The sequence below is a fragment of the Geobacillus sp. LYN3 genome (genome assembly GCF_003064505.1).
Lineage (GTDB): Bacteria > Bacillota > Bacilli > Bacillales > Anoxybacillaceae > Parageobacillus_B > Parageobacillus_B toebii.
Map to the genome: position 1 here is coordinate 528,615 of NZ_QCWL01000001.1, position 24,983 is coordinate 553,597.

At 43.7% G+C, this 24,983-nt stretch carries 27 protein-coding genes; 18 read left to right on the forward strand and 9 right to left on the reverse strand.

Annotated elements, in window-relative coordinates; genetic code table 11:
- The first annotated feature begins 376 nt into the window (after nucleotides 1–376).
- The 5 genes from DCC82_RS02755 (at nucleotide 377) to DCC82_RS02775 (ending at nucleotide 3,862) form a co-directional block, all read left to right on the forward strand.
- Complete coding sequence (locus DCC82_RS02755; protein WP_108430222.1) at nucleotides 377–1,759, forward strand: glycine--tRNA ligase; 1,383 nt, start codon at nucleotides 377–379, stop codon at nucleotides 1,757–1,759.
- Nucleotides 1,760–1,991: 232 nt separating this feature from the next.
- Nucleotides 1,992–2,666 (forward strand): uracil-DNA glycosylase, encoded by a 675-nt coding sequence (locus tag DCC82_RS02760; RefSeq protein WP_015865372.1) that lies wholly within the window; start codon nucleotides 1,992–1,994, stop codon nucleotides 2,664–2,666.
- A 126-nt stretch (nucleotides 2,667–2,792) separates the two neighbouring features.
- Nucleotides 2,793–3,050, forward strand: a complete 258-nt coding sequence (locus DCC82_RS02765; RefSeq protein WP_015865371.1) for a YwdI family protein — start codon at nucleotides 2,793–2,795, stop codon at nucleotides 3,048–3,050.
- A 68-nt stretch (nucleotides 3,051–3,118) separates the two neighbouring features.
- Nucleotides 3,119–3,400: a hypothetical protein gene (locus tag DCC82_RS02770; RefSeq protein WP_015865370.1), complete on the forward strand. Its 282-nt coding sequence runs from the start codon at nucleotides 3,119–3,121 to the stop codon at nucleotides 3,398–3,400.
- Between the two features lie 90 nt (nucleotides 3,401–3,490).
- A complete protein-coding gene (locus tag DCC82_RS02775) occupies nucleotides 3,491–3,862 on the forward strand; it encodes a DUF423 domain-containing protein (protein ID WP_062754481.1) in 372 nt (123 codons plus the stop codon).
- 91 nt (nucleotides 3,863–3,953) lie between these two features.
- Here the strand turns inward: DCC82_RS02775 and DCC82_RS17355 are convergent, their stop codons facing one another.
- The 4 genes from DCC82_RS17355 to hemQ all read right to left on the reverse strand — a co-directional run bounded on the left by DCC82_RS17355 (nucleotide 3,954) and on the right by hemQ (nucleotide 6,256).
- Nucleotides 3,954–4,295 carry a UbiA prenyltransferase family protein gene (locus DCC82_RS17355; protein ID WP_133066512.1) on the reverse strand — a complete coding sequence of 114 codons (342 nt, stop codon included), beginning with the start codon at nucleotides 4,293–4,295 and terminating at the stop codon, nucleotides 3,954–3,956.
- A 15-nt stretch (nucleotides 4,296–4,310) separates the two neighbouring features.
- Nucleotides 4,311–4,874, reverse strand: coding sequence for a spore coat protein GerQ (gene gerQ / locus DCC82_RS02780; protein WP_097353986.1), 564 nt, complete (start codon nucleotides 4,872–4,874; stop codon nucleotides 4,311–4,313).
- Nucleotides 4,875–4,898: 24 nt separating this feature from the next.
- Complete coding sequence (locus tag DCC82_RS02785) at nucleotides 4,899–5,330, reverse strand: cell wall hydrolase (protein ID WP_097353987.1); 432 nt, start codon at nucleotides 5,328–5,330, stop codon at nucleotides 4,899–4,901.
- Between the two features lie 179 nt (nucleotides 5,331–5,509).
- Nucleotides 5,510–6,256 (reverse strand): hydrogen peroxide-dependent heme synthase, encoded by a 747-nt coding sequence (gene hemQ / locus DCC82_RS02790; protein WP_108430223.1) that lies wholly within the window; start codon nucleotides 6,254–6,256, stop codon nucleotides 5,510–5,512.
- A gap of 202 nt (nucleotides 6,257–6,458) precedes the next feature.
- Here hemQ and pta point away from each other — a divergent pair, with 202 nt between their 5' ends.
- Both pta and lipL read left to right on the forward strand, forming a co-directional pair.
- Nucleotides 6,459–7,433: a phosphate acetyltransferase gene (pta, locus tag DCC82_RS02795; protein ID WP_015865365.1), complete on the forward strand. Its 975-nt coding sequence runs from the start codon at nucleotides 6,459–6,461 to the stop codon at nucleotides 7,431–7,433.
- Between the two features lie 83 nt (nucleotides 7,434–7,516).
- A complete protein-coding gene (gene lipL / locus DCC82_RS02800) occupies nucleotides 7,517–8,353 on the forward strand; it encodes an octanoyl-[GcvH]:protein N-octanoyltransferase (RefSeq protein WP_015865364.1) in 837 nt (278 codons plus the stop codon).
- 32 nt (nucleotides 8,354–8,385) lie between these two features.
- On the opposite strand, the gene DCC82_RS02805 is transcribed toward lipL, so the two are convergent.
- Complete coding sequence (locus DCC82_RS02805; RefSeq protein ID WP_015865363.1) at nucleotides 8,386–9,045, reverse strand: RsfA family transcriptional regulator; 660 nt, start codon at nucleotides 9,043–9,045, stop codon at nucleotides 8,386–8,388.
- A gap of 266 nt (nucleotides 9,046–9,311) precedes the next feature.
- On the opposite strand from DCC82_RS02805, the gene DCC82_RS02810 reads away from it, so the two are divergent.
- The 3 genes from DCC82_RS02810 (at nucleotide 9,312) to DCC82_RS02820 (ending at nucleotide 11,519) form a co-directional block, all read left to right on the forward strand.
- A complete protein-coding gene (locus DCC82_RS02810) occupies nucleotides 9,312–9,539 on the forward strand; it encodes a YuzB family protein (RefSeq protein WP_015865362.1) in 228 nt (75 codons plus the stop codon).
- A gap of 146 nt (nucleotides 9,540–9,685) precedes the next feature.
- Nucleotides 9,686–10,987: an HD domain-containing protein gene (locus tag DCC82_RS02815; protein ID WP_015865361.1), complete on the forward strand. Its 1,302-nt coding sequence runs from the start codon at nucleotides 9,686–9,688 to the stop codon at nucleotides 10,985–10,987.
- Nucleotides 10,988–11,000: 13 nt separating this feature from the next.
- A complete protein-coding gene (locus DCC82_RS02820) occupies nucleotides 11,001–11,519 on the forward strand; it encodes a YwgA family protein (protein ID WP_015865360.1) in 519 nt (172 codons plus the stop codon).
- 26 nt (nucleotides 11,520–11,545) lie between these two features.
- Here the strand turns inward: DCC82_RS02820 and DCC82_RS02825 are convergent, their stop codons facing one another.
- Together DCC82_RS02825 and DCC82_RS02830 are read right to left on the reverse strand one after the other, a co-directional pair.
- On the reverse strand, nucleotides 11,546–12,847 hold the full coding sequence (locus DCC82_RS02825; protein ID WP_015865359.1) for an NCS2 family permease: 1,302 nt from the start codon (nucleotides 12,845–12,847) through the stop codon (nucleotides 11,546–11,548).
- Between the two features lie 110 nt (nucleotides 12,848–12,957).
- Nucleotides 12,958–13,146, reverse strand: a complete 189-nt coding sequence (locus DCC82_RS02830; protein ID WP_062678163.1) for a 2-hydroxymuconate tautomerase — start codon at nucleotides 13,144–13,146, stop codon at nucleotides 12,958–12,960.
- Nucleotides 13,147–13,276: 130 nt separating this feature from the next.
- On the opposite strand from DCC82_RS02830, the gene DCC82_RS02835 reads away from it, so the two are divergent.
- On the forward strand, nucleotides 13,277–13,954 hold the full coding sequence (locus DCC82_RS02835) for a site-2 protease family protein (protein WP_108430224.1): 678 nt from the start codon (nucleotides 13,277–13,279) through the stop codon (nucleotides 13,952–13,954).
- A gap of 15 nt (nucleotides 13,955–13,969) precedes the next feature.
- Nucleotides 13,970–14,482 (forward strand): YwhD family protein, encoded by a 513-nt coding sequence (locus DCC82_RS02840; RefSeq protein WP_108430225.1) that lies wholly within the window; start codon nucleotides 13,970–13,972, stop codon nucleotides 14,480–14,482.
- A gap of 174 nt (nucleotides 14,483–14,656) precedes the next feature.
- On the opposite strand, the gene DCC82_RS02845 is transcribed toward DCC82_RS02840, so the two are convergent.
- Entirely contained in the window at nucleotides 14,657–16,708 is a 2,052-nt protein-coding gene (locus DCC82_RS02845) for a transglycosylase domain-containing protein (RefSeq protein WP_062754468.1), read from the reverse strand.
- Nucleotides 16,709–16,904: 196 nt separating this feature from the next.
- Between DCC82_RS02845 and speE the strand changes: the two genes are divergently transcribed.
- From speE to DCC82_RS02870, 5 genes are all read left to right on the forward strand, one after another.
- Entirely contained in the window at nucleotides 16,905–17,732 is an 828-nt protein-coding gene (gene speE, locus DCC82_RS02850; protein ID WP_108430226.1) for a polyamine aminopropyltransferase, read from the forward strand.
- 15 nt (nucleotides 17,733–17,747) lie between these two features.
- A complete protein-coding gene (speB, locus tag DCC82_RS02855; protein ID WP_015865353.1) occupies nucleotides 17,748–18,632 on the forward strand; it encodes an agmatinase in 885 nt (294 codons plus the stop codon).
- A 264-nt stretch (nucleotides 18,633–18,896) separates the two neighbouring features.
- Complete coding sequence (locus DCC82_RS02860) at nucleotides 18,897–19,328, forward strand: YwiB family protein (RefSeq protein WP_081188510.1); 432 nt, start codon at nucleotides 18,897–18,899, stop codon at nucleotides 19,326–19,328.
- Nucleotides 19,329–19,332: 4 nt separating this feature from the next.
- Complete coding sequence (gene argS, locus DCC82_RS02865) at nucleotides 19,333–21,003, forward strand: arginine--tRNA ligase (protein WP_097353992.1); 1,671 nt, start codon at nucleotides 19,333–19,335, stop codon at nucleotides 21,001–21,003.
- Between the two features lie 148 nt (nucleotides 21,004–21,151).
- Nucleotides 21,152–21,319: a XapX domain-containing protein gene (locus DCC82_RS02870; protein ID WP_015865350.1), complete on the forward strand. Its 168-nt coding sequence runs from the start codon at nucleotides 21,152–21,154 to the stop codon at nucleotides 21,317–21,319.
- Nucleotides 21,320–21,366: 47 nt separating this feature from the next.
- Here DCC82_RS02870 and cls read toward each other — a convergent pair whose 3' ends face one another.
- Entirely contained in the window at nucleotides 21,367–22,554 is a 1,188-nt protein-coding gene (gene cls / locus DCC82_RS02875; RefSeq protein ID WP_097353993.1) for a cardiolipin synthase, read from the reverse strand.
- A 201-nt stretch (nucleotides 22,555–22,755) separates the two neighbouring features.
- On the opposite strand from cls, the gene DCC82_RS02880 reads away from it, so the two are divergent.
- Complete coding sequence (locus DCC82_RS02880) at nucleotides 22,756–24,855, forward strand: heterodisulfide reductase-related iron-sulfur binding cluster (RefSeq protein WP_015865348.1); 2,100 nt, start codon at nucleotides 22,756–22,758, stop codon at nucleotides 24,853–24,855.
- The last annotated feature ends 128 nt before the right edge of the window (nucleotides 24,856–24,983 follow it).

A 24,983-nucleotide genomic window follows, 5' to 3' on the forward strand; every position in this document is an offset into this window, starting at 1 on the left:
ACCAACTGTGGATAATTTGAAAATCCCTATTTTGACGAAAAACTTTGAAATATACTCTTCATAGCTGAAAAATGGTGTTGGCCATTGACGAGCGTTTTTTGATTTTGCTATTATAATTAGCAAAATACGAATATGGTGTAACGATGATGGATCAATAGTAGTTAACCCTCTCTTCCATAGCGAGCCGGGGACGGTGGAAGCCTGGTGAAGATGGTTAATGAAACGGCAGTCCGGAGTTGATTTTTTAAAAAGTGGATGCGAGTGTCGCATCAACTAGGGTGGAACCGCGGGAGTCACGCTCTCGTCCCTAGGCGTAAGGCCTAGTGGCGAGAGCGTTTTTGTATGTCTAAAGAAAACAGTAAAGGAGGAAACAGTTATGTCAGTGACAATGGAGCAAATCGTTGCTCACGCAAAACATCGCGGCTTTGTATTTCCAGGCTCCGAAATTTACGGCGGCTTAGCAAACACGTGGGATTACGGCCCGTTGGGAACGGAATTAAAAAACAACATTAAGCGGGCGTGGTGGAAAAAGTTCGTTCAAGAATCACCTTATAACGTCGGTTTGGATGCGGCGATTTTAATGAATCCAAAGACGTGGGAAGCATCCGGTCATTTAGGCAACTTCAATGACCCAATGATTGATTGTAAACAATGTAAAGCGCGTCACCGTGCGGATAAGCTGATCGAAAACGCATTAGAAGAAAAAGGAATCGAAATGGTTGTCGACGGTCTTCCGTTTGAAAAAATGGAAGAGCTCATTAAAGAACATAACATCGTTTGCCCGGAATGCGGCAGCCATGATTTTACGAACATTCGCCAATTTAATTTAATGTTTAAAACATATCAAGGAGTAACGGAATCAAGTGCAAACGAAATTTATCTCCGCCCGGAAACGGCGCAAGGCATTTTCGTGAACTTTAAAAACGTCCAGCGTACGATGCGAAAAAAACTGCCGTTTGGCATCGCGCAAATCGGCAAAAGCTTCCGCAATGAAATTACGCCAGGAAACTTTACGTTCCGTACCCGCGAATTCGAGCAAATGGAGTTAGAATTTTTCTGTAAACCTGGTGAGGAGCTAGAATGGTTTGATTATTGGAAACAGTTTTGCAAGCAATGGCTGTTGTCATTAGGCATGAAGCCGGAAAACATCCGTCTTCGCGACCATTCGAAAGAAGAATTGTCGCACTACAGCAATGCGACAACCGATATTGAATACAAATTCCCGTTCGGCTGGGGCGAGCTATGGGGAATTGCGTCGCGTACGGATTATGATTTGAAACAGCATATGGAATATTCTGGTGAAGATTTTCGATATATTGACCAAGAAACGAACGAACGTTATATTCCTTACTGCATTGAGCCATCTCTTGGTGCGGACCGCGTGACGCTTGCATTCATGATTGACGCTTATGATGAAGAGGAGCTGGAAGATGGCACGACGCGGACAGTGATGCGTTTGCATCCGGCGCTTGCGCCTTATAAAGCGGCAGTATTTCCATTATCGAAAAAATTGGCGGAAGGAGCGCGCAACATTTTTGCCGACTTATCGAAGCACTTTATGGTGGATTACGATGAGTCTGGTTCGATCGGCAAACGTTATCGCCGTCAAGATGAAATTGGTACACCGTTCTGTATTACGTACGATTTCGATTCCGAACAAGACGGCATGGTGACGGTGCGCGACCGCGACACAATGGAGCAAGTGCGAATCTCGATTTCAGAGTTAAAAAGCTTTTTAGAAGAAAAAATTCAATTTTAATTTGGAAGGAGAGCGCCTTTATGGATAAGGCGCTCTCAGCTTATCGACAAGCTGGAGACGGTTGGCAAGTGCTTCAACATCATCGGTTTTATCTGCGCCGAATTCACCGATCGTGCTAGCTTGCAGCGATTTGGTGCTGTTCATTTGCCTGTTTCGGTTCATTGCTGAATGGTTTTATATTGAAGTCGGCTGTGGTACATTAATGGTGAACAAACGAGAAGGAGTTATGCGTATGGCGATTTTAAAAAATGACTGGGCTCCATTGCTCGAAGAAGAGTTTCACAAGCCGTATTACATCAAACTGCGCGAATTTTTGAAAGAGGAATACCGTACGAGAACGATTTACCCTGATATGTATGATATTTTTAATGCACTTCATTATACGCCGTATGCGCAAGTGAAAGTGGTCATTCTAGGGCAAGACCCGTATCACGGACCAGGACAGGCGCATGGATTGAGTTTTTCCGTCAAACCGGGAGTTCCGATACCACCGTCGCTAGCCAATATTTTTAAAGAGCTTCATGACGATTTAGGGTGTTACATACCGAATAACGGTTATTTAGTAAAGTGGGCAAAGCAAGGAGTATTATTGCTAAACACTGTATTAACAGTAAGGCGCGGGGAAGCGAATTCACATAAAGGAAAAGGATGGGAATTTTTTACGGACCGTGTGATAGAGCTTGTTAATGAAAAAGAAGATCCCGTTGTCTTTCTTTTATGGGGACGGCATGCGCAAGCGAAAAAAGAACTGATTACCAATCCGCGCCATCATATTATTGAAGCGCCTCACCCAAGCCCATTTTCCGCAGCGCGGGGCTTTTTTGGGCATCGTCCTTTTTCGCGAACAAATGCCTTTTTGCAAAAAGTGGGGCGCGAACCGATTGATTGGCAGATTGAAAATATTTAATCTGTCGATGTCAGCAAATCCGCATCTTTAAGCGATTCCGATATTGGAAAGAGGAGAAACGGACAGGAAAAGAATCATTATGTGTTGGAGTTCAGCGTGATTTTATGTTGATAGGAGTGAAAGGAGTTGCATATACCGATCACCACCATTTTAACGAAAATGGAGGAACAGCTGCGGCAGGCGAAGACGACTGCCAGCCCGCAGCATTTGCGCGAGCATATCGCCATTGTCCGTGCTCTTTGCGATTTGGTGTTAGAAGAAGAAACAAAAGAAATGACCGTTTCTCCTTCCGTGGAGGTGTCGCCGCTTTCCATCTCACAAGGGAAAAGTGAGCGGATCGAAATCGGAGATGACGCAAACGGACCATCGTTATTCGATTTTTAAGTTAAGATTTTCTTTTCTCATAATCGGTAGACAAAAGGGAATAATGGTCAATAAGCGGAGGTGACCATATGCCAGATCGTTTTGATTTTTTCCCTTTTGTCGATACCGATGCAAATGAAGTAAAATTGACCCATGATCGTTACGAAGTATACGTAAACGGCGATTTTGTCGGATATAAAACATTGTTTAGCCCAAAAGAGGAAATCATTGATATTGAAGAGTTTTTGCATCATCAAGGATTTTCGAATGTGACGGCAAAAGTGGATGGAGATCACTATGAAATTCATGCCGATCGCGATTCGGCGGAAAAAGTAAAACAAGTATTAGAGATGTATTTGCAGCAGCGATAATGCGGCCCTTCCTGAGCAGAAGGGTTTTTCTTTTGTGTGGAAATACGTTATCATAGTGATGGAAAATTGTTCATGAGGGGACGGAGATCAATGAAAATGTTTGTGCTCCTTGGAGCGATCAATGCATTTTTAGCGGTTGCGCTCGGGGCGTTCGGAGCGCATGGGTTAGAAGGAAAAATTCCGGACCGTTACTTAGAAATATGGAAAACGGGCGTGCAATATCAAATGTTCCACGCACTCGGCTTGTTTGTCGTTGGTCTATTGCTTGGCAAGTTTCCGAATATCAGCCTATTGACAACAGCTGGCTGGATTATGTTTATTGGCATTGTCCTTTTTTCCGGAAGCTTATATGTGTTAAGCGTGACGCAAATCAAACCGCTTGGGATGATCACTCCATTTGGTGGCGTTGCTTTTTTAATCGCGTGGGTGCTGATCGGTTATGCAGCAATGAAAATAAGTTGAAAGGAGCGGTTCCATGAAGCGCTCCTTATTTTTTGGAATATAAACAGTTCTTTGCGGGTGGCAAATGACCGAAAGTTTTTCTGACGTTCGTTTACAGGGATATGCCAAAAACAAAGAGCAATCCGAAGACCCAGTGATGCCAGGCCGCCCATTTCATGCCGATAATTTCATCCATCCGTTCGGCCCCATGGCGGAAACACCAGCGAAGCCGAATGGCTGGCGGTAGAGCGAGCAAGGCCGCTCCCGCTGTCCATGGAACGATATGAAAAGCGATCAAACTAATCATGGACAAGTAGGCGAGAGTGAGTATAACGGAAAGAAGATGTACAGCGCCCGCGCGTCCAAGAACGATCGCCAAGGTACGACGAAATATCGCCGCAAACATGTCGGCGCGGCGTGGGATGGCATAAAAAAATAAGGTTGCCGCTAGCAACCTTATTTTTTGCGGTTATCGCGGGGAATAGCTGCTCAATTGCGCTGTCGCCCCAGCAAACGGATATTCGTAGGCAATTTCCCCGTCAAACGTAATATAATCAACGTAAATCATCGGCAGCAAGTAGCGTGTTCCTGTTTGCGGATCACTTAAAATTACATGATCGCGCCCTGCTGCTTCGATGGCGCCGCGGAATATTTTTGCGTTCCATTCCCGGTTGTTTTCAAACGTCATATATACGGTAACGAGTTTTCCTTTATTGAGGCGCAAAATGTTTTCAATGTAAGACTGTTCGATTGGCAGCATGCCAGGGATAGACGGCTGGCTTGCCATTGTCGGTGTTTGGGCCGCGAAAGAAGGCGCCTGCAAACCAAATTCAGAAGTTGGCGCCATCATTGGCTGTTGGTACGCTGTCATTAGTTGTTGGTAGTATGGATAAGCCATTGGGTAGTAGGTTTGTGGGTACATATATCCATATGGATACTGCTGATAAGGTTGATAAAATTGATAAGGTTGATACGGTTGTTGACGCTCATCTTCTAGCGGGTTATACGCATTTTCATATGAATGATTGGACATAGGGGAAACCTCCTCCATGAAAATTTAATAATATACTCTTGGGCAATCACTCGGTGATGGCGCAAAAAAGCAATGCGACTTATAACGGCCGACATTCCGTTGACCAAACCACTGCGGTGGACAATCTGCGCCCGCTGGAGGTTTAAAAAACCAAAGCGCATAGGTGGCCGGATGGTACCGCCAGCCGCGAAGCACTTGACGGGCTAATTGAATGTCGATGTCTCTTGCTCTTTGGTAGAAATAGCCCTTTTGAACTGCTTCAAAGCCGCCCGGGCTTTGAAACACCATTTGACGGATGGTGCGTATCCCTCGAAAGTCAAGGCAATCGGCAATGCAGCGGTTCACTCCGACGTTTCCTACCATTAACATGCCAAGTCTTCCGTCACCTTCTGCTTCTGCTCGCATCAGTCTTGCCAGCAGTCTTACGTCTTCCTCTGTATGTGCCACAACAGCCATGTCGTCACCTCAATTGTCTTTTTTCTCGACAATAATAGGCTATTGCGGAAGCGAGAAATGGTGACAAATTTATAAACGAATTTCTGATTTTATATTTATGGGGAAGAAAAACGGTATATGACAGAAAAAACGGAGATTGTCCAAAAAAATCGGGGATGCTTGATGCATCCCCGTCGAGGTTACACGTGTAAAAATACCGGTACTTTTTCTACTGTTAAACGATTTCCAACAAAGAACGATCCAAATTCCCCGTAGCGGGCACTGACCTCGTCAAAACGCATCTCATAAACAAGCTTTTTAAATTGCAATGCGTCATCAGAGAATAATGTAACGCCCCATTCAAAGTCATCTAAACCGACGGAGCCAGTGATAATTTGCGTCACTTTGCCGGCATATTTTCGACCTGTCAGACCATGGGCGCGCATTAAATTGCGGCGTTCTTCCATGGAAAGCATATACCAGTTGTCATTGCCTTGACGACGCTTGTCCATAGGATAGAAGCAAACATGTTTCGTTTTCGGCAAAATTGGATAGAGGCGGCGGCGTACTTCCGGAATTTGATAAGGATCCTCGTCGCCGGAGGCTAAGTAGTTGCTTAGCTCGACAACAGAAACATATGAATAGGCCGGCACCAAAAATTCGGCTAGTTTTGTTTTGTTTAGCACCGTTTCGATTTCATTTAATTCTTCGATCGTTGGACGTAAAATCATAAACATAATATCTGCCTTTTGACCAACGATGGTATAAATCGCGTGGCTGCCTTCTTGTTTATCTTCTGTTTCTTGCCATTTTTCGACTAAAGATAAAAACTCACGAATCGCTGCTTCACGCTCATCACTCGTTAACGTTTTCCAAGCGCTCCAATCGATCGAGCGGAAATCATGAAGACAATACCAACCATCGAGTGTTTGTGCAGCTTCACTCATTATATTCACTCCTTATATGTAATTTACAGTTCTACTATACCATAGTTTAGCCAAAAAACACGCGAATGTCGCATGTGGAAGTCAGTAAACTGAATTATTTTAATAAATCGACTATTCATTGCAAGTGCTTAAATTGGTTGCGTTTCTACATAATAAGAGTATCCTAGTATATGGGGATTTTTTATATTGAGGAGGATTATTCGTGAGTAGCGATTTATTTTCTGCCTTAAAAGAAAAAGTAGTAGGAAAACAACGGAAAATTGTGTTTCCAGAAGGTCTTGACGAGCGTATTTTAACTGCGGTAAGCCGTCTGGCCAATGAACAAGTTGTCATACCGATTGTGATCGGCAACGAGGAAGCGGTAAAACAAAAAGCAAATGAGCTTGGATTGACCCTTCCGAATGTCGAAATCATCGACCCGCATCAATACGAGGAAATGGATGAGCTTGTCAAAGCATTTGTCGAACGCCGCAACGGAAAAGTGACAGAAGAAGTGGCGCGGGAAATGCTTCTCGATGAAAATTACTTTGGCACCATGCTTGTGTACATGGATAAAGCGCATGGGCTTGTAAGCGGTGCGGCACATTCGACTGCCGATACAGTAAGACCTGCATTGCAAATTATTAAAACGAAACCAGGCATCCGCAAAACGTCAGGCGTATTTATTATGGTGCGCGGTGACGAGAAGTACGTGTTTGCCGATTGCGCGATTAACATTGCGCCAGACAGCCAAGATTTAGCGGAAATTGCTGTAGAGAGCGCCAACACTGCAAAAATGTTCGATATCGAACCACGTGTGGCGATGTTAAGCTTTTCGACAAAAGGATCGGCGAAATCACCGGAAACGGAAAAAGTCGTCGAAGCGGTGCGGCTTGCGAAAGAAATGGCGCCAGACTTAGTGTTAGACGGCGAGTTTCAATTCGACGCAGCGTTCGTTCCATCTGTCGCGAAAAAGAAAGCGCCGGATTCGGTCATTCAAGGAGATGCGAATGTATTTATCTTCCCAAGCTTAGAAGCGGGAAATATCGGTTATAAAATCGCTCAGCGTCTCGGTAATTTTGAAGCAGTCGGTCCGATTTTGCAAGGGCTGAATAAGCCTGTTAACGACCTGTCTCGCGGCTGCAATGCGGAAGATGTATACAAGCTTACGCTCATTACCGCGGCGCAATCGCTATAATCGAAAAAAGGGTGACAAGCGGTCACCCTTTTTTCATATTGTGATATAATTTTTGGCAGATTACTTCGTTAAGGAGAAAAGCAATGGTTCACGAATTGTTGCAACAGGCGAAATGGCGCATTATTGATCAGTCGAATTTCGGCCCGATGTTTGATGCGAAACAATCGTTTGCGATCGATGATACACTTTGCACATCGGTAGGAACGGGACAGTCTGATACGGTCGTTCGTACATGGGTTCATTACAATACGGTAGTATTGGGGATTCAAGATGCGAAGCTCCCCTATTTGCATGATGCGGTGTCTTTTTTAAAGGCGCAAAAGTACAATGTCATTGTCCGTAATTCTGGGGGGCTTGCCGTCGTGCTGGATGAAGGGGTGCTCAATATATCCCTCATTTTTCCGGAAACGACGAAAGCAATTGATATCAACCAAGGATATGAAGCGATGTGGCAGCTTATACAGGCGATGTTTTCGGCTTACAATAAAACGATTGAAGCAAGGGAAATCGTTGGTTCGTATTGTCCGGGAAGCTATGATTTAAGCATTGCTGGAAAAAAATTTGCCGGTATTTCTCAGCGGCGTGTGCGCGGTGGAGTCGCGGTGCAAATTTATTTATGCATAAATGGAAGCGGATCAGCGCGGGCGGAGTTAATCCGGCAGTTTTATGAGCTTGGACTAAAAGGAGAAACGACGAAGTTCGTATACCCGACGATTGTTCCAAGCACGATGGCATCGCTTTCCGAATTGTTAAACGAGGATTTGACGATACCGTCGGTCATGCTTTTGTTGCTTCGCACGCTGCAATCGTTTGGCGGCGAGCTTTATTCGTCTGCACTGACTGGGGAGGAGCTGTCGCTATACGAATATTATTGGGATCGGATCGTCAAGCGGAATGAGAAAGCGTTGATGACACAATAATGGCTGCCTCGATGGAACCGGGCAGCCATTATTTATTCTGCGATTTTTTCCAGATTTCCGTTTTGGTCCATTCGGAATTTGAGCGTTTGCCGCTCTTCTTCCTCTTGCAAGACAAGTTTGCGGGCTCTATTAATAATTCTTACTAATGTTTCATAATCTTCTTGAATCGTGGAAGAGTTTTCTTCTAATTTGGCAATTTTCTTTTCTAATTCTTCATTTTTTGCGCGCATTTCTTCATTTTCTTTTCGTAAACGCTCGTTTTCTTTTGCTAATGCTTCGTGGTTGCGGTGAGTTGTTTTTAATGTTTGTAAAAAGGCAATCACGTGATCGATCGTCATCGATGCTGTTTCATTGGAAGGAGATACAACAGCTGGTAATTGGGCGAGTTCTCCTATTTCCTCCAAAGAAGGAACTGGTGGATTGTACAACAATTTTTTCTTCCCGCCTTGCTGTTTTCCTAAAAGGCGCTGCCGTTCTTTTCGCTGCCGTTTGGCGAGCTGCAATGCTTGCTCATAGCGACGACGGACAACCGCGTTCCAGCGGAATCCGCAGGCGGCTGATGTTCGGTTTAGTTTGTCTCCAACTTCTTCAAACGCGTTAAGCTGTGTACTTCCTTCCCGCACATGCCGCAACACCGTTTCCGCTAATAGCAAATCATCTTCTTCTGTCCATGCATCTTGACGTTGTTTCATTATTCTCAACTCCCCTTTTTTCTTGTTTGCTAGTAGAAGCATGGACAAAAATAGTAAATTTTATACTATTTTTAGTTTCCGTGAATAAAAATTTGCAAGAGTTGCTGTCTATGCGAAAAAGGAACTTGCTAACTTTCGTTATACAAACATAAGGAAGTAAATGGAATCAAGACTTCAAGCAAATAAACTTGCATTGGTGAAAAAGAAGCGTTAGAATACACGTTAGTTTAATCTACACGGCAAGCGAAGAGAAAGGGTGACAAGAGATGGCGAATGAATTTCGCGTCTGTGACGATTGTAAAGCGCCAAATTTAAAAACGTTGATTCCCCGTTTGAAAAAGCTGGATCCAAACGCGACGATTAAAATTGGCTGCCAGTCGTATTGCGGTCCCGGCCGCAAAAAAACGTTTGCCTTTGTCAATAACCGTCCAGTCTCCGCGCTGACAGAAGATGAGCTTATTGAAAAAATTGCCGAAAGATTAAAGAAAAGCTAAAATCGCCTTCATTTTTTAAGAAGAAGGTGATTTTTTGTTTCTATTTTTAGGAAATACTGATAGGTGAAGGAGGAAAAATCAAGTATTTTTTTATCATTTGAAACGGCTTATAATAGATTCATGTTAGAAATGAAAGAGGGGATAACATGGTATATCCCGGCGGGCAACTGAGTGAGGAAAAAGTATTTAAAGATCCAGTTCATCGATATATACACGTTCGCGACAAAGTCATTTGGGATTTAATCGGAACGAAGGAATTTCAGCGATTGCGCCGCATTAAACAGCTCGGTACGACGTATTTGACGTTCCACGGCGCCGAGCATAGCCGCTTTAACCATTCGCTTGGAGTCTATGAAATTATTCGCCGCATTGTTGATGATGTGTTCGTCGGCCGCGAACATTGGGATCATAGCGAACGGCTCCTATGTTTATGTGCGGCCCTGCTGCACGATTTAGGCCACGGTCCGTTTTCCCATTCATTTGAAAAAGTATTTCATCTTGATCATGAAGATTTTACCCAGGCGATTATTTTAGGGGATACGGAAGTAAATGAAGTGCTTCGGCGCGTAGGAGAGGATTTTCCAAAAAAAGTGGCCGAAGTCATTGCGAAAACATACCCGAATAAACTGGTTGTCAGCTTAATTTCGGGTCAAATTGACGCCGACCGAATGGATTATTTGTTAAGAGATGCGTATTATACCGGCGTCAGTTATGGCAATTTTGATATGGAACGGATTTTGCGCGTCATGCGTCCGCGCGAAGATCAAGTGGTCATTAAGCGAAGCGGCATGCATGCGGTGGAAGACTATATTATGAGCCGCTATCAAATGTATTGGCAAGTATATTTTCATCCAGTGACGCGCAGTGCCGAAGTCATTTTAACGAAAATTTTGCATCGGGCGAAAAAGTTGCATGAAGAAGGATACAATTTTCAAACGAAACCGGTTCATTTTTATTCTCTCTTTACTGGAAAGGTAGATTTACAAGATTATTTAAAGCTTGATGAAGCGGTCATATTATTTTATTTCCAGCAATGGCAAGACGAGCGTGACGCGATTTTAAGCGACCTATGTCGTCGTTTTGTAAATCGTCATTTATTCAAATATGTCGAATTTAATCCAACAAATGAACAGATGACAAAGCTGATCGAACTGACAAACTTATTTAAAAAAGCGGGCATTGATCCGGAATATTACTTAGTTGTCGATTCTTCTTCCGATTTGCCGTACGATTTTTATCGTCCGGGCGAAGAAGGGGAGCGGCTGCCGATTTATTTGTTAATGCCGAACGGAGAGCTCCGCGAACTGTCACGGGAATCGGTGCTTGTCGATGCGATTTCCGGAAAGCGGAGAACCGACCATAAGCTATATTTTCCAGCTGATTTCATTTATGATTTTTCAACGAAGCGGACAACCAAGAAAAAAATTATCGAAATTTTAGAGGGTTAGGAGATGACGGGGAGTGTTCACAGAGCATGCAAAAGTGATGAAGGCGTTGGCGGCAGCTGGGGAAATTGTTGGTCGCAAAAAGCTACAAAAAATGATTTATATCGCGAAAAAATTACAGTTTCCATTTTACGAGAAGTTTGACTTTCACTTCTATGGACCGTATTCCGAAGAATTAACATGCCGCGTTGAGGAGCTTTGCGATTTAGGATTTTTGCATGAAGTAAAAGAGAAAAAGGGCGGTTATTTCCAATATCGCTACACGTTGACGGAAGCAGGAAAGCAGTTTTTAAACCACTACGAGTTGGACATGCCTCATTTACAAGAATGTATGCAAGATATGAATGAACAAAATTCGCGGTTTTTGGAACTCGTATCGACAGTGCTGTATTTTGAGCATTTAACGAAAGATGAAGTGAAAGAAAAAGTATTTTTATTAAAAAGCAAGCAGCGTTATACGGAAGAAGAAATTGAGCAAGCGTATGCGTACATAGAGAAATTGCGCGCCAAAGTAAAAAACGAAGTCCACGCCTGAACGGGACTTCGTTTTTTTTTGTTGCGTTAATGCGGCAGGAAGGCAAGCTGATAGAAGAAGAGGACGGCAAAGATATAAACGAGCGGATGTACTTCACGCCATTTGCCGCGCGTGATTTTTAACAGCGGGTAGGAAATAAAGCCGAGCGCGATTCCTGTTGCAATGCTTGAAGTAAGCGGCATGCTTAAAATGATAAGGAACGCTGGGAATGCCTCATCTAATTGATCCCACTGAATGTGAGCGATGCTGCCCATCATTAAGCTTCCGACGATAATTAACGCTGGAGCTGTGATCGCCGAAATGCCGGATACGGCGCCAACAAGCGGCCCGAAAAAGGAGGATAATATAAATAATATGGCGACCGTTAACGCTGTAATACCTGTGCGCCCTCCGGCGGCAACTCCCGAAGAAGATTCGATATAAGCGGATGTTGGGCTAGTGCCGAACATTGCTCCGATCGTGGTTGCGATAGAGTCGGAAAGCAATGCTTCACGGGCGCGCGGCATCGTTTTTCCTTTCATCAGTCCGGCTTGCTGGGCTACGCCAATCATCGTTCCCGTCGTGTCAAAAATTGTCACAAGCAAAAAGGAAAATACAACGGCATACAATCCGTAATGGATGACATCGCTAATGGCGGTAAGCGGATTGGCGACAACAAGCCCTTCCGGAAGCGATGGCATAGAAACGAAGCCTTTTTCAAATTTCAATTGTCCGGTGAAATAAGCAATCACTCCGGTGATGACCATCCCGAAAAAGAGCGCGCCGTTGACGCCAAGCGACATAAGCACAAGCGTAATCGCTAAACCGACTAACGTCAGAATGACCGATGGAGAGTGCAAATCCCCTAGCGCGACTAAGTTTTGTGGATGCGCTTGGATAATGCCGGTGAGGCGCATGCCGATAAATGCGATAAACAAGCCGATTCCAGCGGTAATGCCATGTTTTAAGTTTTCTGGAATCGCTTCGATCAGCTTGCTGCGAAATGGCGTCAGCGACAAAATGACGAAAATGATTCCGGCAACGAACACAGCCGAGAATGCTACTTCATAGGAAATATTGCCATGCGAACCAACAACGGAGTAGGCAAAATATGCGTTTAACCCCATTCCCGGCGCAATTGCGATCGGATAGTTCGCAAACAGCGCCATCCATAGCGTTCCGATGACGGTAGCGATAATCGTGGCGGTGAACACTTGGGAAAATGGAACGCCGGCATCCGATAATACAACAGGGTTCACGACGATGATATATACCATCGTTAAAAACGTTGTAAATCCGGCAATGATTTCTGTTTTTAAATTCGTGTTATGTTTCGCTAAATCAAACATCGTTTACCTCCAAAACACGAACATTTTAAATCACATATATAATAATATTCGTTTTTTGAAAAATTGGCAATAAAAAAAGCAAGGAACATAAAAGTTCCTTGCCCGCATGTTTATTGCTCGTCGCTCAAACGTTTTCCGCCGACAGCGTAATGATTTTTCGACATTTCTTCAATAAAAACGACAATTTTGTCTTTTGAGGCGCCTGTTGTTTCGGCGACCGCTTCTGTTACTTTTTCGACAAGCGCCTTTTTCTGCTCTTCCGTACGTCCTTCGAGCATTTTGATCGTAACATAAGGCATGGCCCGTCCCGTCCTCCTTTTGGTCATCTGTCGCGTTTATTATATCATGAAAAATGGAACTTTAGTCCACTTTTTCTGTCAAATCATGTATACTTAAGTAATAAATGAATGGAAAAAGGAGTTAAAAAAAGTGGAACAATTATTGCCTTATTCGCTTAATGAAATTCCATATGTGTTTATGACGCTTGCGATTGCTTTTTCAATTCACGAATTTGCCCATGCCTATGTCGCTTATAAGTTTGGAGACCCGACGGCAAAAAACGAAGGAAGATTAACGTTATCGCCGCTTGCTCATCTTGATCTGCTCGGTACATTGCTTATTTTTCTCGCCGGATTTGGCTGGGCAAAACCTGTTCCAGTGAATCGTTTTCACTTTAAACATCCTCGCCTTGCCGGGATTCTTGTATCAGTTGCAGGCCCCTTAAGCAATTTATTGCTTGCCGCCCTTGGTTTTCTTGTGTGGTATAGCATGGTTTATTTCGGAATTATGCAGGCGATCCCAGATTGGTTTGCGGCGGGATTTGATTTATTTTTTCAAATTTTTATTGGCTTAAATACGGTATTGTTTGTATTTAACTTGCTTCCATTTCCCCCACTCGATGGTTATCGGATTATCGAGGATTTGGCCCCGCAAGGCATTCGCGCGAAAATGGCGCAGTGGGAAAGTTACGGAGCGCTTATTTTTCTTATTCTTGTGTTGACGCCGCTTGACCGCTATACGATACAGCCGATTTTTCATGTGGCGATTCCGTTTGTATTAGAAAACTTGCAATCATTTTTTTCTACATTATTCTTTTTTAAGTCGTGAAGGAGGCGTTTTTGGATGGAGAAGAAAAAGAAAACGATCGGGTTTAATATCATTAAAGATGATTCAACGGGCGGCCACGGTGGGTTTGGCGCAGGGGTATTAAGCTTGGAAAATGTTTCTCCGGTGATTATCGATGTCGAAGCGGGGGAAGCGTTCGTAGATATGGGAGCGATGCATGCCCGGAGCGCAGTGGAACGGGGAATTAAATTTTTGCCAAATCGCGATGAAGTGCCAAACGGAAAACCGTATTGGGTCGTATGGGTAACGATTGAGCGAAAAGAAGATGGACCGTATTATGCCGGCGTAACGGCGTGCGAAATGACGGTCGACAGGGAGACTCGCCGCGGCTATAAACTGCTTCCAAAGCATGTAAATCGTTTAGATAAGTCATTAAAGCGCCATATTATCGTGGATCATATGGATGAGAAATCAAAACGGGTGCTTGCGGACTTTTTAAAGAAACACGATATCGAAATGTGGAATCGTTCGAGTGAGGAATTGAAAAAAGGACTCGAAGGCGAAAAATAACAAGAGAAGATGCCCATGCTTTCATGAAATTCCATATATGTGACGTTTTTGTGAATGTTATGTGACGAATACTTGTCGTCTAACAGGAAACAGGGTAAACTAGACCTAAATGTATAACACAATAAAACTAGGACAGGAAAACCCCTCAAGCGATTTCGCTTGAGGGGTTTTCCTTTAGAACCAAGGGAACAGTTTTTCAAACCAATTTTTCTGCTTTTCTTTTTTCTTTGATTTCTTTTGATGTAAATGGTCGGTGCAGTAGTCGTTCGGTTCTGAGCCAGAGATATAATAAGTAAGACGCTTTACCGGACATGACTTTGTCGCAAGTTTGCCGTTATCCGGGTCGACATAGACACCAACGACCCCTTTGGTTGGTTTAAACTTTTTCTTTGGTTTTCCTTGCAAACTTTTTTCCATAAATTGCACCCAAATTTGTTTTGCATATTGTTTCTCCGCAATTTTATCAATCGTTTCCCCGCGGTCGTAACCGGTCCATACTCCTGCAACTAGTTGTGGCGAAAATCCAATCATCCAGCTATCTGTTTCTGTTGTTCCCGATTTTCCTGCGTATGGGCGTGTGATCTCCTTTCGAATCGATTGCCCGGTGACTGTTGTATAATCATTTAATTTCGGATCAAACATGCCTGTCATCAGCTGAGTCGTTACATATGCGGCGTCCGGATCTAGCACTTGTTTGCTTGATGGTTTGTATTCGTAAATTGTTTCTCCATGATGATTGACGACTTTTTTAATAAAAACTGGCTCGACTTTTTTGCCGTTATTGGCAAATACGCTGTAAGCTTTCACCATATCGATCACTTTCACCGGCGATGTTCCGAGCGCGAGTGAAGGAACAGCTTTTAATTTGCTTGTAATGCCTAGTTTTTTCGCTGTCTCTACCAGTTTTTCCTCACCGATAAACAAATGCGTTTTTACAGCAAATACGTTGTCTGATAGCGCGATGGCTTGAGCGAGCGTAATCGAGTCGTTCGCATAGTAGTTATTGTAGTTATGTGGTGTATACGTTGCTTTTCCATTGTCAAAGGCAAAGGTGGTCAACTCGCTTCGCATTTGTGTAGACGGCGTAAATCCCTGTTGAATGGCTGCGTAGTATAGAAATGGTTTAAACGTAGAGCCCGGCTGCCGTTCCGCTTGCACGGCGCGGTTGAAAGGGCTTTTGTTGTAATCTCTGCCGCCGACGAGCGCTTTTACTTCTCCTGTGCGCGGATCCATCGCTACAAGTGCCGCTTGAATGTTCGAGTGAGGGTCAATGATGTCATGAATGTTTTGTTCCGCAATTTCCTGCATTTTCGTATTCAGCGATGTATACACGCGCAATCCGCCCATTTCAATCGTGCGTTCATCCAATCCTAATTGATTTCGCAGCACATATTTCACTACATCTTGAAAATAAGGGGCGATCTTTTTCGTTTCTATTTTGTGATGGGGAGAATAAACAAGCGGTTCTTTATACGCTTGTTCCGCTTCTTTTTTGCTGATGTATCCAGTTTCCGCCATTGACAAAAGCACCGTTTTTTGCCGCGCTTTTGCCCGCTTCTCATCAATAAGTGGCGAATAGTAATATGGACCTTTCGGAATTCCGGCTAACATTGCCGCTTCGCTTAAGGTAAGCTGTTTTGCCGGTTTTCCAAAATAATGATGAGCAGCCGCTTCAATTCCGTAAGCGCCATGGCCGTAGTAAATGGTGTTTAAGTATCCTTCTAAAATTTGTTTTTTGCTGTAATTCGCTTCGAGGCGAATCGTATATAATGCTTCTTGCAATTTCCGCGTCCATGTTTTCTCGTGATTCAAAAATAAATTTCGCGCATATTGCTGGGTGATGGTGCTTGCTCCTTGCACTTTCGCCATCGCCTTTATATCGGCGATAATGGCCCCGATAATGCGCTTTATATCAAAGCCGTGATGTTCATAAAATTTCCGATCTTCTACAGCAACCGTTGCTTGTACAATATAGGGGGATATATCATCAAGGTCTACCCAGTAACGCGTCTGCCCGTTATCGCTCTCGCCGATTTTTGTGCCATCATCTGCATAAAAAATCGTCGTTTGCGGCACTGCTAAAGGCGGGGCTCCTTTTAATTTGGCAAACGCGATCAAACCGGCAAGCGTAACAACGAATAAGATTGCTAGGATAAAACTAATAAAAACGAACGCCCGAATGTATTTCCATGTTCCGCGAAACCGGCTGCTTGGAATGATTTCCAACGTTCATCACCTCATGATCGTCTTTGTATTAGTATGCAAAATTTTTTTTTATTTTAAACATTTTTCTATTAAGTTTCACTTGCATTTTTGCTAGATTGCTCTATACTTTTTCATGTTTGGTTTTTTCTTTACCAGGGAAAGATGAAAAGTAGTATATAGATGATAGACGAAACGAGTAAAGGAAGGGTTGTTGAAGATGGAATTATGGTTTACGGAAAAGCAGACAGAGCATTTTGGCATTACAGCGAGAATTAAACGAACTTTACATACAGAGCAAACCCCATTTCAAAAGCTGGACATGGTGGAGACAGTAGAGTTCGGCAATATGCTTATTTTAGACGGAATGGTGATGACAACGCAAAAAGATGAGTTTGTGTACCACGAAATGGTTGCACACGTTCCGCTCTTCACCCACCCGAATCCGGAAAATGTGCTTGTCGTTGGCGGCGGCGATGGCGGTGTTATTCGTGAAGTGTTAAAACACCCGAGCGTAAAAAAAGTGACATTAGTGGAGATTGATGGAAAAGTGATTGAATGCTCAAAAAAATTTCTTCCGGAAATTTCTGGAAAGTTAGATGACCCGCGTGTAGAAGTAAAAGTGGATGACGGTTTTATGCATATTGCGAAAAGTGAAAACGAATATGACGTCATTATGGTCGATTCGACAGAGCCAGTCGGCCCGGCTGTCAACTTATTTACAAAAGGTTTTTATGCTGGAATCGCAAAGGCTTTGAAAGAAGACGGCATTTTTGTCGCACAAACAGACAACCCTTGGTTTAAAGCAGACTTAATCCGTAATGTTTATCGCGATGTTCGCGAAATTTTCCCGATTACGCGTCTATACACTGCCAATATCCCGACATATCCAAGCGGTCTATGGACGTTTACGATCGGCTCGAAAAAATACGATCCGCTTGAAGTAAGCGATGAACGCTTCCACGATATTGAGACGAAATATTACACAAAAGAGCTTCATAAAGCTTGCTTTGTTCTGCCGAAATTTGTCGCTGATTTATTGAAGTAAGGGAGGGGCATGACGATGCGATTTGATGAGGCGTATTCGGGTAATGTGTTTATTAAAAGCCATCCGAATTTTGAGGAAAGCGAAGCGGTGATTTACGGAATGCCGATGGATTGGACGGTAAGCTACCGTCCTGGTTCCCGCTTCGGTCCGGCACGCATTCGCGAAGTATCGATCGGCTTGGAAGAATATAGCCCGTATTTAGATCGCGAACTTGAAGAGGTAAAATATTTTGATGCGGGCGATATTCCGCTTCCGTTTGGAAACGCGCAGCGCAGTTTAGAGATCATTGAAGACTTCGTGGATAAAATTTTAGCGGCCGATAAATTCCCGCTTGGCATCGGCGGCGAACATCTCGTTTCTTGGCCGGTCATTAAAGCGGTGTATAAAAAATATCCCGATTTAGCGGTCATCCATATGGACGCTCATACCGACTTGCGTGAACATTATGAGGGCGAACCGCTGTCCCATGCGACGCCGATTCGCAAAGTAGCAGAGCTTATCGGCCCGACCAACGTATTTTCGTTCGGCATTCGTTCTGGCATGAAAGAAGAATTCGAGTGGGCGAAAGAGAACGGGATGTACATCGCAAAATTTGAAGTGCTCGAGCCGCTAAAAGAAGTGCTTCCAAAGCTAGCTGGGCGTCCGGTGTACGTGACGATTGACATCGACGTTTTGGACCCTGCCCATGCCCCGGGAACGGGAACGGTCGACGCCGGCGGCATTACGTCTAAAGAACTGTTGGCGGCGATCCATGAAATCGCGAAATCGGATGTTCGCATCGTCGGAGCGGATTTAGTGGAAGTAGCTCCTATTTACGACCATTCGGAACAAACCGCCAACACCGCAAGCAAGCTCATTCGCGAAATGATTCTCGGCTGGGTGCAAAAACGGAACGCATAAACGAGGTGGAAGGTCGTTTTTCTGGTGCAGGCAAAAAGCATCCTTGCTATGGTAGCGAGATATGCCCATGACAAAATATTTGCAACGAAAATCCTGCCTTTGATTGAAAAAGGCAGGATTTTTTATATTTTTTGGGAATATAGACAGATACTTACGATTTATTCATGATCCGCACGTCTCATCCTCTTGAACATTAGGAAACGATTCCTTTATACTTAATAAAGTTAGTTATTACTTGTTTTGGATCATAAGGATGTGTCCTTGATGGAAAAGCAACACGGAATTCCTATTCTCCTCAAGCAAATTACCAATATTCGTGACGGATTTCGCAAAGAAACGGTTGCTTTGGAAACGGAAGGATTTTACTACATAAAAGAAAATGCCGTTTATTTGCAATTTGAGGAACAGCAAGAACTAGGCAAAGTAAACACGGTGATGAAAATAACGGATCATGAAGTGGTCGTAATGCGGTCCGGAGCGGTTCGGATGCGCCATGTCTTTCGCAAAACAGAAGAAACGACTGGACACTACCATACTCCGTTTGGACAGTGGACGATAAAAACAAAAACGGACAATATTGAATTTCGGTATAATGAAAAAAGAAAGAAAGGACACCTATTTTTATCGTATCAATTGGAGATGCAAAACGAACAAGCAGGACGTCATGCGATGACGATCATGTTTAAGGAGGCATAGATTCATGAATATTGTCGAACAAATGAAAGAACGCATTAAAGAGGAAATTAAACGCGCTGTCGTAAGCGCAGGGCTTGCTGCGGAGGAAGAAGTGCCAGATGTCATTTTGGAAGTGCCGAGAGAGAAAGCGCATGGGGATTACTCGACAAATATGGCGATGCAGCTAGCGCGCATTGCAAAAAAACCTCCGCGCGCAATTGCCGAAGAAATCGTCCAGCATATGGATAAAACAAAAGCGTCGATTGAAAAAATTGATATTGCCGGTCCTGGCTTCATTAACTTTTACATGGACAACCGTTACCTTACGGAGCTCATTCCAACGATTATTCAAGCCGGCGCATCTTACGGTGAAACAAATGTCGGAAAAGGACAAAAAGTCCAAGTGGAGTTTGTTTCCGCGAATCCGACTGGGGACTTGCATTTAGGGCATGCGCGCGGCGCGGCGGTTGGAGATTCTTTATGCAATATTTTAGAAAAAGCGGGGTTTGACGTAACGCGCGAATATTATATTAACGATGCCGGAAATCAAATTTACAATTTGGCGAAATCGGTGGAAGCTCGTTATTTCCAAGCGCTCGGGATCGATAAAGAAATGCCGGAGGACGGCTATTATGGCGAAGATATTATCGAAATCGGGAAAAAGCTCGCCGAGGAGCATGGCGACAAGTATGTTCATATGGATGAACAAGAACGTCTCGCCTTTTTCCGCGAGTACGGACTCAATTATGAATTAGAAAAGATTAAAAAAGATTTGGCAGACTTCCGCGTGACGTTTGACGTTTGGTATTCGGAGACATCTTTATATACAAGCGGAAAAATTGATGAAACGCTGGCCCTATTGCGCGAACGCGGGCATATTTACGAAAAAGATGGCGCGACATGGTTCCGTTCGACAACGTTTGGCGACGACAAAGACCGCGTCTTAATTAAGAAAGACGGTACATATACGTATTTGTTGCCGGATATCGCCTACCACCAAGACAAGCTGCGTCGCGGCTTTACAAAAATCATTAACATTTGGGGCGCAGACCACCATGGTTATATTCCTCGGATGAAGGCGGCAATTGAGGCGCTTGGCTATGATCCTGACGTGCTCGAAGTCGAAATCATTCAATTAGTCAATTTGTATCAAAATGGCGAAAGAGTGAAAATGAGCAAACGGACCGGAAAAGCGGTGACCATGCGCGAATTAATGGAAGAAGTCGGTCTTGACGCGACGCGTTACTTCTTTGCGATGCGCTCAAGCGACACCCATTTAGACTTTGATATGGACCTTGCCGTATCGCAGTCGAATGAAAACCCAGTGTACTACGTACAATACGCTCATGCGCGCGTCTCTAGCATTCTTCGTCAAGGGGAAGAACTGCAGTTATCGTACGAAGGAGATTTGCAGCTTGATTATATCCAAACCGAAAAAGAAATCGAGCTATTGAAAAAACTAGGGGAATTTCCAAGCGCAGTTTCGGAAGCGGCGATCAAACGGATGCCGCATCGGATCACTGGCTATGTTTTTGATTTAGCATCAGCATTGCATAGCTTTTACAATGCAGAAAAAGTATTGGATCCAGAAAATATCGAAAAAAGCCGTGCGCGTTTAGCGCTGATGAAAGCCGTCCAAATCACATTGCAAAACGCGTTAGCGCTCATCGGCGTATCCGCTCCAGAAAAGATGTAAGAGAAGTGAAAGCCGGAAAGCCGAAAAAACCGAAGACGTTTTTCGACAATAATGATACAATAGACATGGGATAGAGGGGGACTTTCAGAGTACCCCCTCTTTCTTATGGGCATAATGACAATAAAAAAGCACACATGGAGGAAAACCGATGAAAGAAGTGATTTTATCATTAGTGACAGGCATCGTGGTCGGTTTCTTATTTACGCTGTTTCGTTTGCCGATCCCTGCTCCTCCAGCATTAGCGGGCATTGCTGGCATTGTTGGAGTATACCTAGGAATGAAAGTGTTTGAATGGGTAAGTTATTTTTGGAAATAAAACAATGTTGAGGGCGATTCCCTCAACATTGTTTTTTAAATCATACGCTACAGCCATGCAGAAAGGAGGGTAGATATCGATTCTTTGCCGCGCTGCCATAATGTGCGCTTTTTCCAAAAATCGAGCGTCAGCGGTTCCGAGCGAGCCAGATCATGCCTGATCGCTTCTTTTACTTGCTGCACAAAATGGCGATCATAAATATAACAATTGATTTCGCTATTTAAGAAAAAGCTACGTTTATCAAAGTTAGTCGTACCGATATCACAACAATCTTCGTCAATGACCATCGTTTTGGCGTGATAAAATCCTTGATAAAACCGATAAATATGTGCTCCAGCTTTTAAAAGGCGGTAAAAATAAGGATATGCGGCCTCTTTGACAAATAAGTGATCGGCTTTTAACGGTACGAGAATCGTCACCTTTACTCCGCGGGAGAGTGCATCAAGCAGTGCGTTCATCACAGCGCTGCTAGGGATAAAATACGGACTTCCAATGATCAATTCTTTTTTCGCTTGGCGAATGAAATCGATGAATTGTTGTTCTAACAAATAACCGTTCGTGGCAACAAACTGATGAGAAACCGTTCCTTTTTGAAGAGGAGGGAAATATTGATCTTCCACAATCGATGTATTTGTCGCTTCTTTCCAATCACGGCAAAACTGCATTTGTAAATCGCCAACCCCTTCTCCTACTATTTTCAAATGGTAATCACGCCACTCGCCGAATTTTGGATCTTGTCCAACATATTCTTTGCCGATATTAAAGCCGCCTATATATCCGATTTTTCCATCAATGACGGTAATTTTCCGGTGATTCCGCCGGTTTAGCCGATAAAAGAAAAATGGAAAACGCGGTTTATGTGCATATGCGAATTCGATGCCGCTTTCTTTTAAGGAACGTATCAATTTTTTTGGCAATCCGAAGCTGCCGACCCAATCGACAAGAAGACGAACGCGAACGCCTTCTTCTGCTTTTTGTTTTAACAATTGAAAAAATTGCTGGCTAATTTCATCCGTCTTCACGATATAAAACAAAATGTGTATATGATGTGTTGCCTTGCGAATTTCTGCAAAATAATCGGCAAATAGATGTGTACCGTTTATGAAAAAAGAAAGATCGCTTTGGCGCTCTGGATACACGATTTTTTCTTTTTTCTTTTTGTAAAAGTATTCTCCCAGCTTGTCATCGAGATAAATTAGCGCTAATATAATAACAATAACGAAAAGTACAATCATTTCGTGCCCTCCTGATTACATCGTTATTTATTAATATACCCGTCATGAGAAAAAATAGCAGGACAACTTGTAAAAACATTATTGACTGAATGCTCATTCATTATGTAAAATAAACACAAAGTCATAATTCTGAAAATTTATTCTGTTATCAATATTTTTGATGATCATCTCATCGATTCAAAGGGGGAAGGGGAGACAATAATGAATTCACTGTTAGTCATTAATTTTCTCGCATTTTTAATTGTAACCGCTTACGCTGTCTACTTGTTTGTCTACTTGGTTAAAACTCGTGCCGCTTACATTAAACTCGGTAAAAAAGTCGAGTTTGATGGCAAAGTAAAAGAGCGTCTCCAAAAAATTTGGGTGAACGTATTTGGACAGAAAAAGCTATTAAAGGATAAAAAAAGCGGAATCATTCACGTTATGTTTTTCTACGGGTTTATTCTTGTTCAATTCGGGGCGATTGACTTTATTATTAAAGGTCTTGTCCCTGGGGCGCATCTTCCGTTAGGGCCGCTTTATCCAGGCTTTACGTTTTTCCAAGAAATCGTTACTTTGCTCATTTTGATCGCAGTGTTCGCCGCGTTTTATCGCCGCTATATTGAAAAACTCGTCCGTTTAAAACGAGATTTCAAAGCTGGCCTAGTGTTGATTTTTATCGGCGGATTAATGATCTCCGTCTTGTTTGGAAATGGAATGAGCATGATTTGGCACGGTAAGGAAGCCTCGTGGAGCGAACCGGTCGCATCATTCATCGCTGGCGCTTTCAGCTGGGTCGGCGAAACAGGTGCAGCCGTATTGTTCTTTATCGCTTGGTGGGTGCACTTATTGATCTTGCTTACATTTTTAGTATATGTACCACAATCGAAGCATGCTCATTTAATTGCTGCGCCGATTAATGTCTTTTTCAGCCGTCTGTCCCGGCCAAAGCTGTCGAAAATCGATTTTGAAGATGAAACGCAGGAAGCGTTTGGCGTCGGAAAAATTGAAGATTTTACGCAAAAGCAGCTCATCGATTTATACGCCTGTGTCGAATGCGGAAGATGCACAAGCATGTGTCCGGCAACAGGAACTGGGAAAATGTTGTCGCCAATGGATCTAATTTTAAAACTGCGCGACCACCTGACCGAAAAAGGGGCGGCCGTTACGTCCCGCGCTCCGTGGGTGCCGACGTTTGCCTTTAAAAATACGAGAGGTAACCAATTGGCGTTTGCCGCGCAAGGAGTGCAGGAACAAGCGGCGGCATTGGAGATGCCAAGCCTCATCGGCGACGTCATTACCGAAGAGGAAATTTGGGCCTGTACGACATGCCGCAACTGTGAAGACCAATGCCCGGTCATGAACGAGCATGTCGACAAAATTATTGATTTGCGCCGCTATCTTGTGCTGACGGAAGGAAGAATGAACCCAGATGCGCAGCGGGCGATGACCAATATCGAACGCCAAGGAAACCCATGGGGACTCAACCGCAAAGAGAAAGAAAACTGGCGCGAGCTTCGCGATGATGTGCATATTCCAACAGTAAAAGAAGCGAAAAAAGCTGGCGAAGAGTTTGAATATTTATTCTGGGTCGGCTCAATGGGGGCATTTGACAACCGCAGCCAAAAAATCGCTTTGGCGTTTGCGAAATTGTTAAACGAAGCTGGCGTGAAATTTGCGATTTTAGGAAATAAAGAGAAAAACTCTGGCGACACGCCACGTCGCTTAGGAAACGAATTTTTATTCCAGGAACTTGCGGCCAACAATATCGCGGAATTTGAAAAAGCGGGCGTGAAAAAGATTGTGACGATCGACCCGCACGCGTATAACACGTTTAAAAACGAATATCCTGATTTTGGATTAGAAGCGGAAGTATACCATCATACAGAACTGCTTGCGAAGCTTATTGAAGAAGGCAGATTAGTACCAAAATACGAAGTAAAAGAAAGAGTTACTTTCCATGACTCCTGTTATTTAGGCCGCTACAACGATGTGTACGATGCGCCACGTAAAATTTTGCAAGCAATTCCGGGCGTGGAGCTCGTGGAAATGGAACGTAACCGCGAACGAGGCATGTGCTGCGGTGCAGGCGGCGGTTTAATGTGGATGGAAGAAACAACAGGCAATCGGATTAATGTTGCTCGTACAGAACAAGCGCTTGCCGTCAACCCAACGGTCATCAGCGCTGGCTGTCCATACTGCTTAACGATGTTAACCGACGGTACAAAAGCAAAAGAAGTCGAAGATCGCGTCACTACTTACGACGTCGCAGAACTGCTTGCTAAATCCGTATTTGGCGAAGAAAAGGAAGCTGCTTCATAAAAAAGAATTGAATATATAATTCCCATTTTTTAAAATATTAGTATAATAGATAGAGAGGGTGTGCGCTCCAATGTACACCTTCTCTTGACCATCAACATCGAGCGAGCGTTCAGTCTGCATTGTTGTAA

What these genes read in the sequence shown, in the direction of transcription:
- DCC82_RS02810 (WP_015865362.1), top strand. Translation starts at nt 9,312, where the DNA reads ATGGCGAATGAATTTCGCGTCTGTGACGATTGTAAAGCGCCAAATTTA.
- lipL (WP_015865364.1), top strand. Translation starts at nt 7,517, where the DNA reads ATGGTTCACGAATTGTTGCAACAGGCGAAATGGCGCATTATTGATCAG.
- DCC82_RS02775 (WP_062754481.1), top strand. Translation starts at nt 3,491, where the DNA reads ATGAAAATGTTTGTGCTCCTTGGAGCGATCAATGCATTTTTAGCGGTT.
- cls (WP_097353993.1), bottom strand. Translation starts at nt 22,554, where the DNA reads ATGATTGTACTTTTCGTTATTGTTATTATATTAGCGCTAATTTATCTC.
- DCC82_RS02870 (WP_015865350.1), top strand. Translation starts at nt 21,152, where the DNA reads ATGAAAGAAGTGATTTTATCATTAGTGACAGGCATCGTGGTCGGTTTC.
- DCC82_RS02770 (WP_015865370.1), top strand. Translation starts at nt 3,119, where the DNA reads ATGCCAGATCGTTTTGATTTTTTCCCTTTTGTCGATACCGATGCAAAT.
- DCC82_RS02860 (WP_081188510.1), top strand. Translation starts at nt 18,897, where the DNA reads ATGGAAAAGCAACACGGAATTCCTATTCTCCTCAAGCAAATTACCAAT.
- DCC82_RS02880 (WP_015865348.1), top strand. Translation starts at nt 22,756, where the DNA reads ATGAATTCACTGTTAGTCATTAATTTTCTCGCATTTTTAATTGTAACC.
- DCC82_RS02805 (WP_015865363.1), bottom strand. Translation starts at nt 9,045, where the DNA reads ATGAAACAACGTCAAGATGCATGGACAGAAGAAGATGATTTGCTATTA.
- DCC82_RS02830 (WP_062678163.1), bottom strand. Translation starts at nt 13,146, where the DNA reads ATGCCTTATGTTACGATCAAAATGCTCGAAGGACGTACGGAAGAGCAG.
- speB (WP_015865353.1), top strand. Translation starts at nt 17,748, where the DNA reads ATGCGATTTGATGAGGCGTATTCGGGTAATGTGTTTATTAAAAGCCAT.
- gerQ (WP_097353986.1), bottom strand. Translation starts at nt 4,874, where the DNA reads ATGTCCAATCATTCATATGAAAATGCGTATAACCCGCTAGAAGATGAG.
- DCC82_RS02840 (WP_108430225.1), top strand. Translation starts at nt 13,970, where the DNA reads ATGGAGAAGAAAAAGAAAACGATCGGGTTTAATATCATTAAAGATGAT.
- DCC82_RS02755 (WP_108430222.1), top strand. Translation starts at nt 377, where the DNA reads ATGTCAGTGACAATGGAGCAAATCGTTGCTCACGCAAAACATCGCGGC.
- DCC82_RS02785 (WP_097353987.1), bottom strand. Translation starts at nt 5,330, where the DNA reads ATGGCTGTTGTGGCACATACAGAGGAAGACGTAAGACTGCTGGCAAGA.
- hemQ (WP_108430223.1), bottom strand. Translation starts at nt 6,256, where the DNA reads ATGAGTGAAGCTGCACAAACACTCGATGGTTGGTATTGTCTTCATGAT.
- speE (WP_108430226.1), top strand. Translation starts at nt 16,905, where the DNA reads ATGGAATTATGGTTTACGGAAAAGCAGACAGAGCATTTTGGCATTACA.
- DCC82_RS02760 (WP_015865372.1), top strand. Translation starts at nt 1,992, where the DNA reads ATGGCGATTTTAAAAAATGACTGGGCTCCATTGCTCGAAGAAGAGTTT.
- DCC82_RS02815 (WP_015865361.1), top strand. Translation starts at nt 9,686, where the DNA reads ATGGTATATCCCGGCGGGCAACTGAGTGAGGAAAAAGTATTTAAAGAT.
- DCC82_RS02825 (WP_015865359.1), bottom strand. Translation starts at nt 12,847, where the DNA reads ATGTTTGATTTAGCGAAACATAACACGAATTTAAAAACAGAAATCATT.
- argS (WP_097353992.1), top strand. Translation starts at nt 19,333, where the DNA reads ATGAATATTGTCGAACAAATGAAAGAACGCATTAAAGAGGAAATTAAA.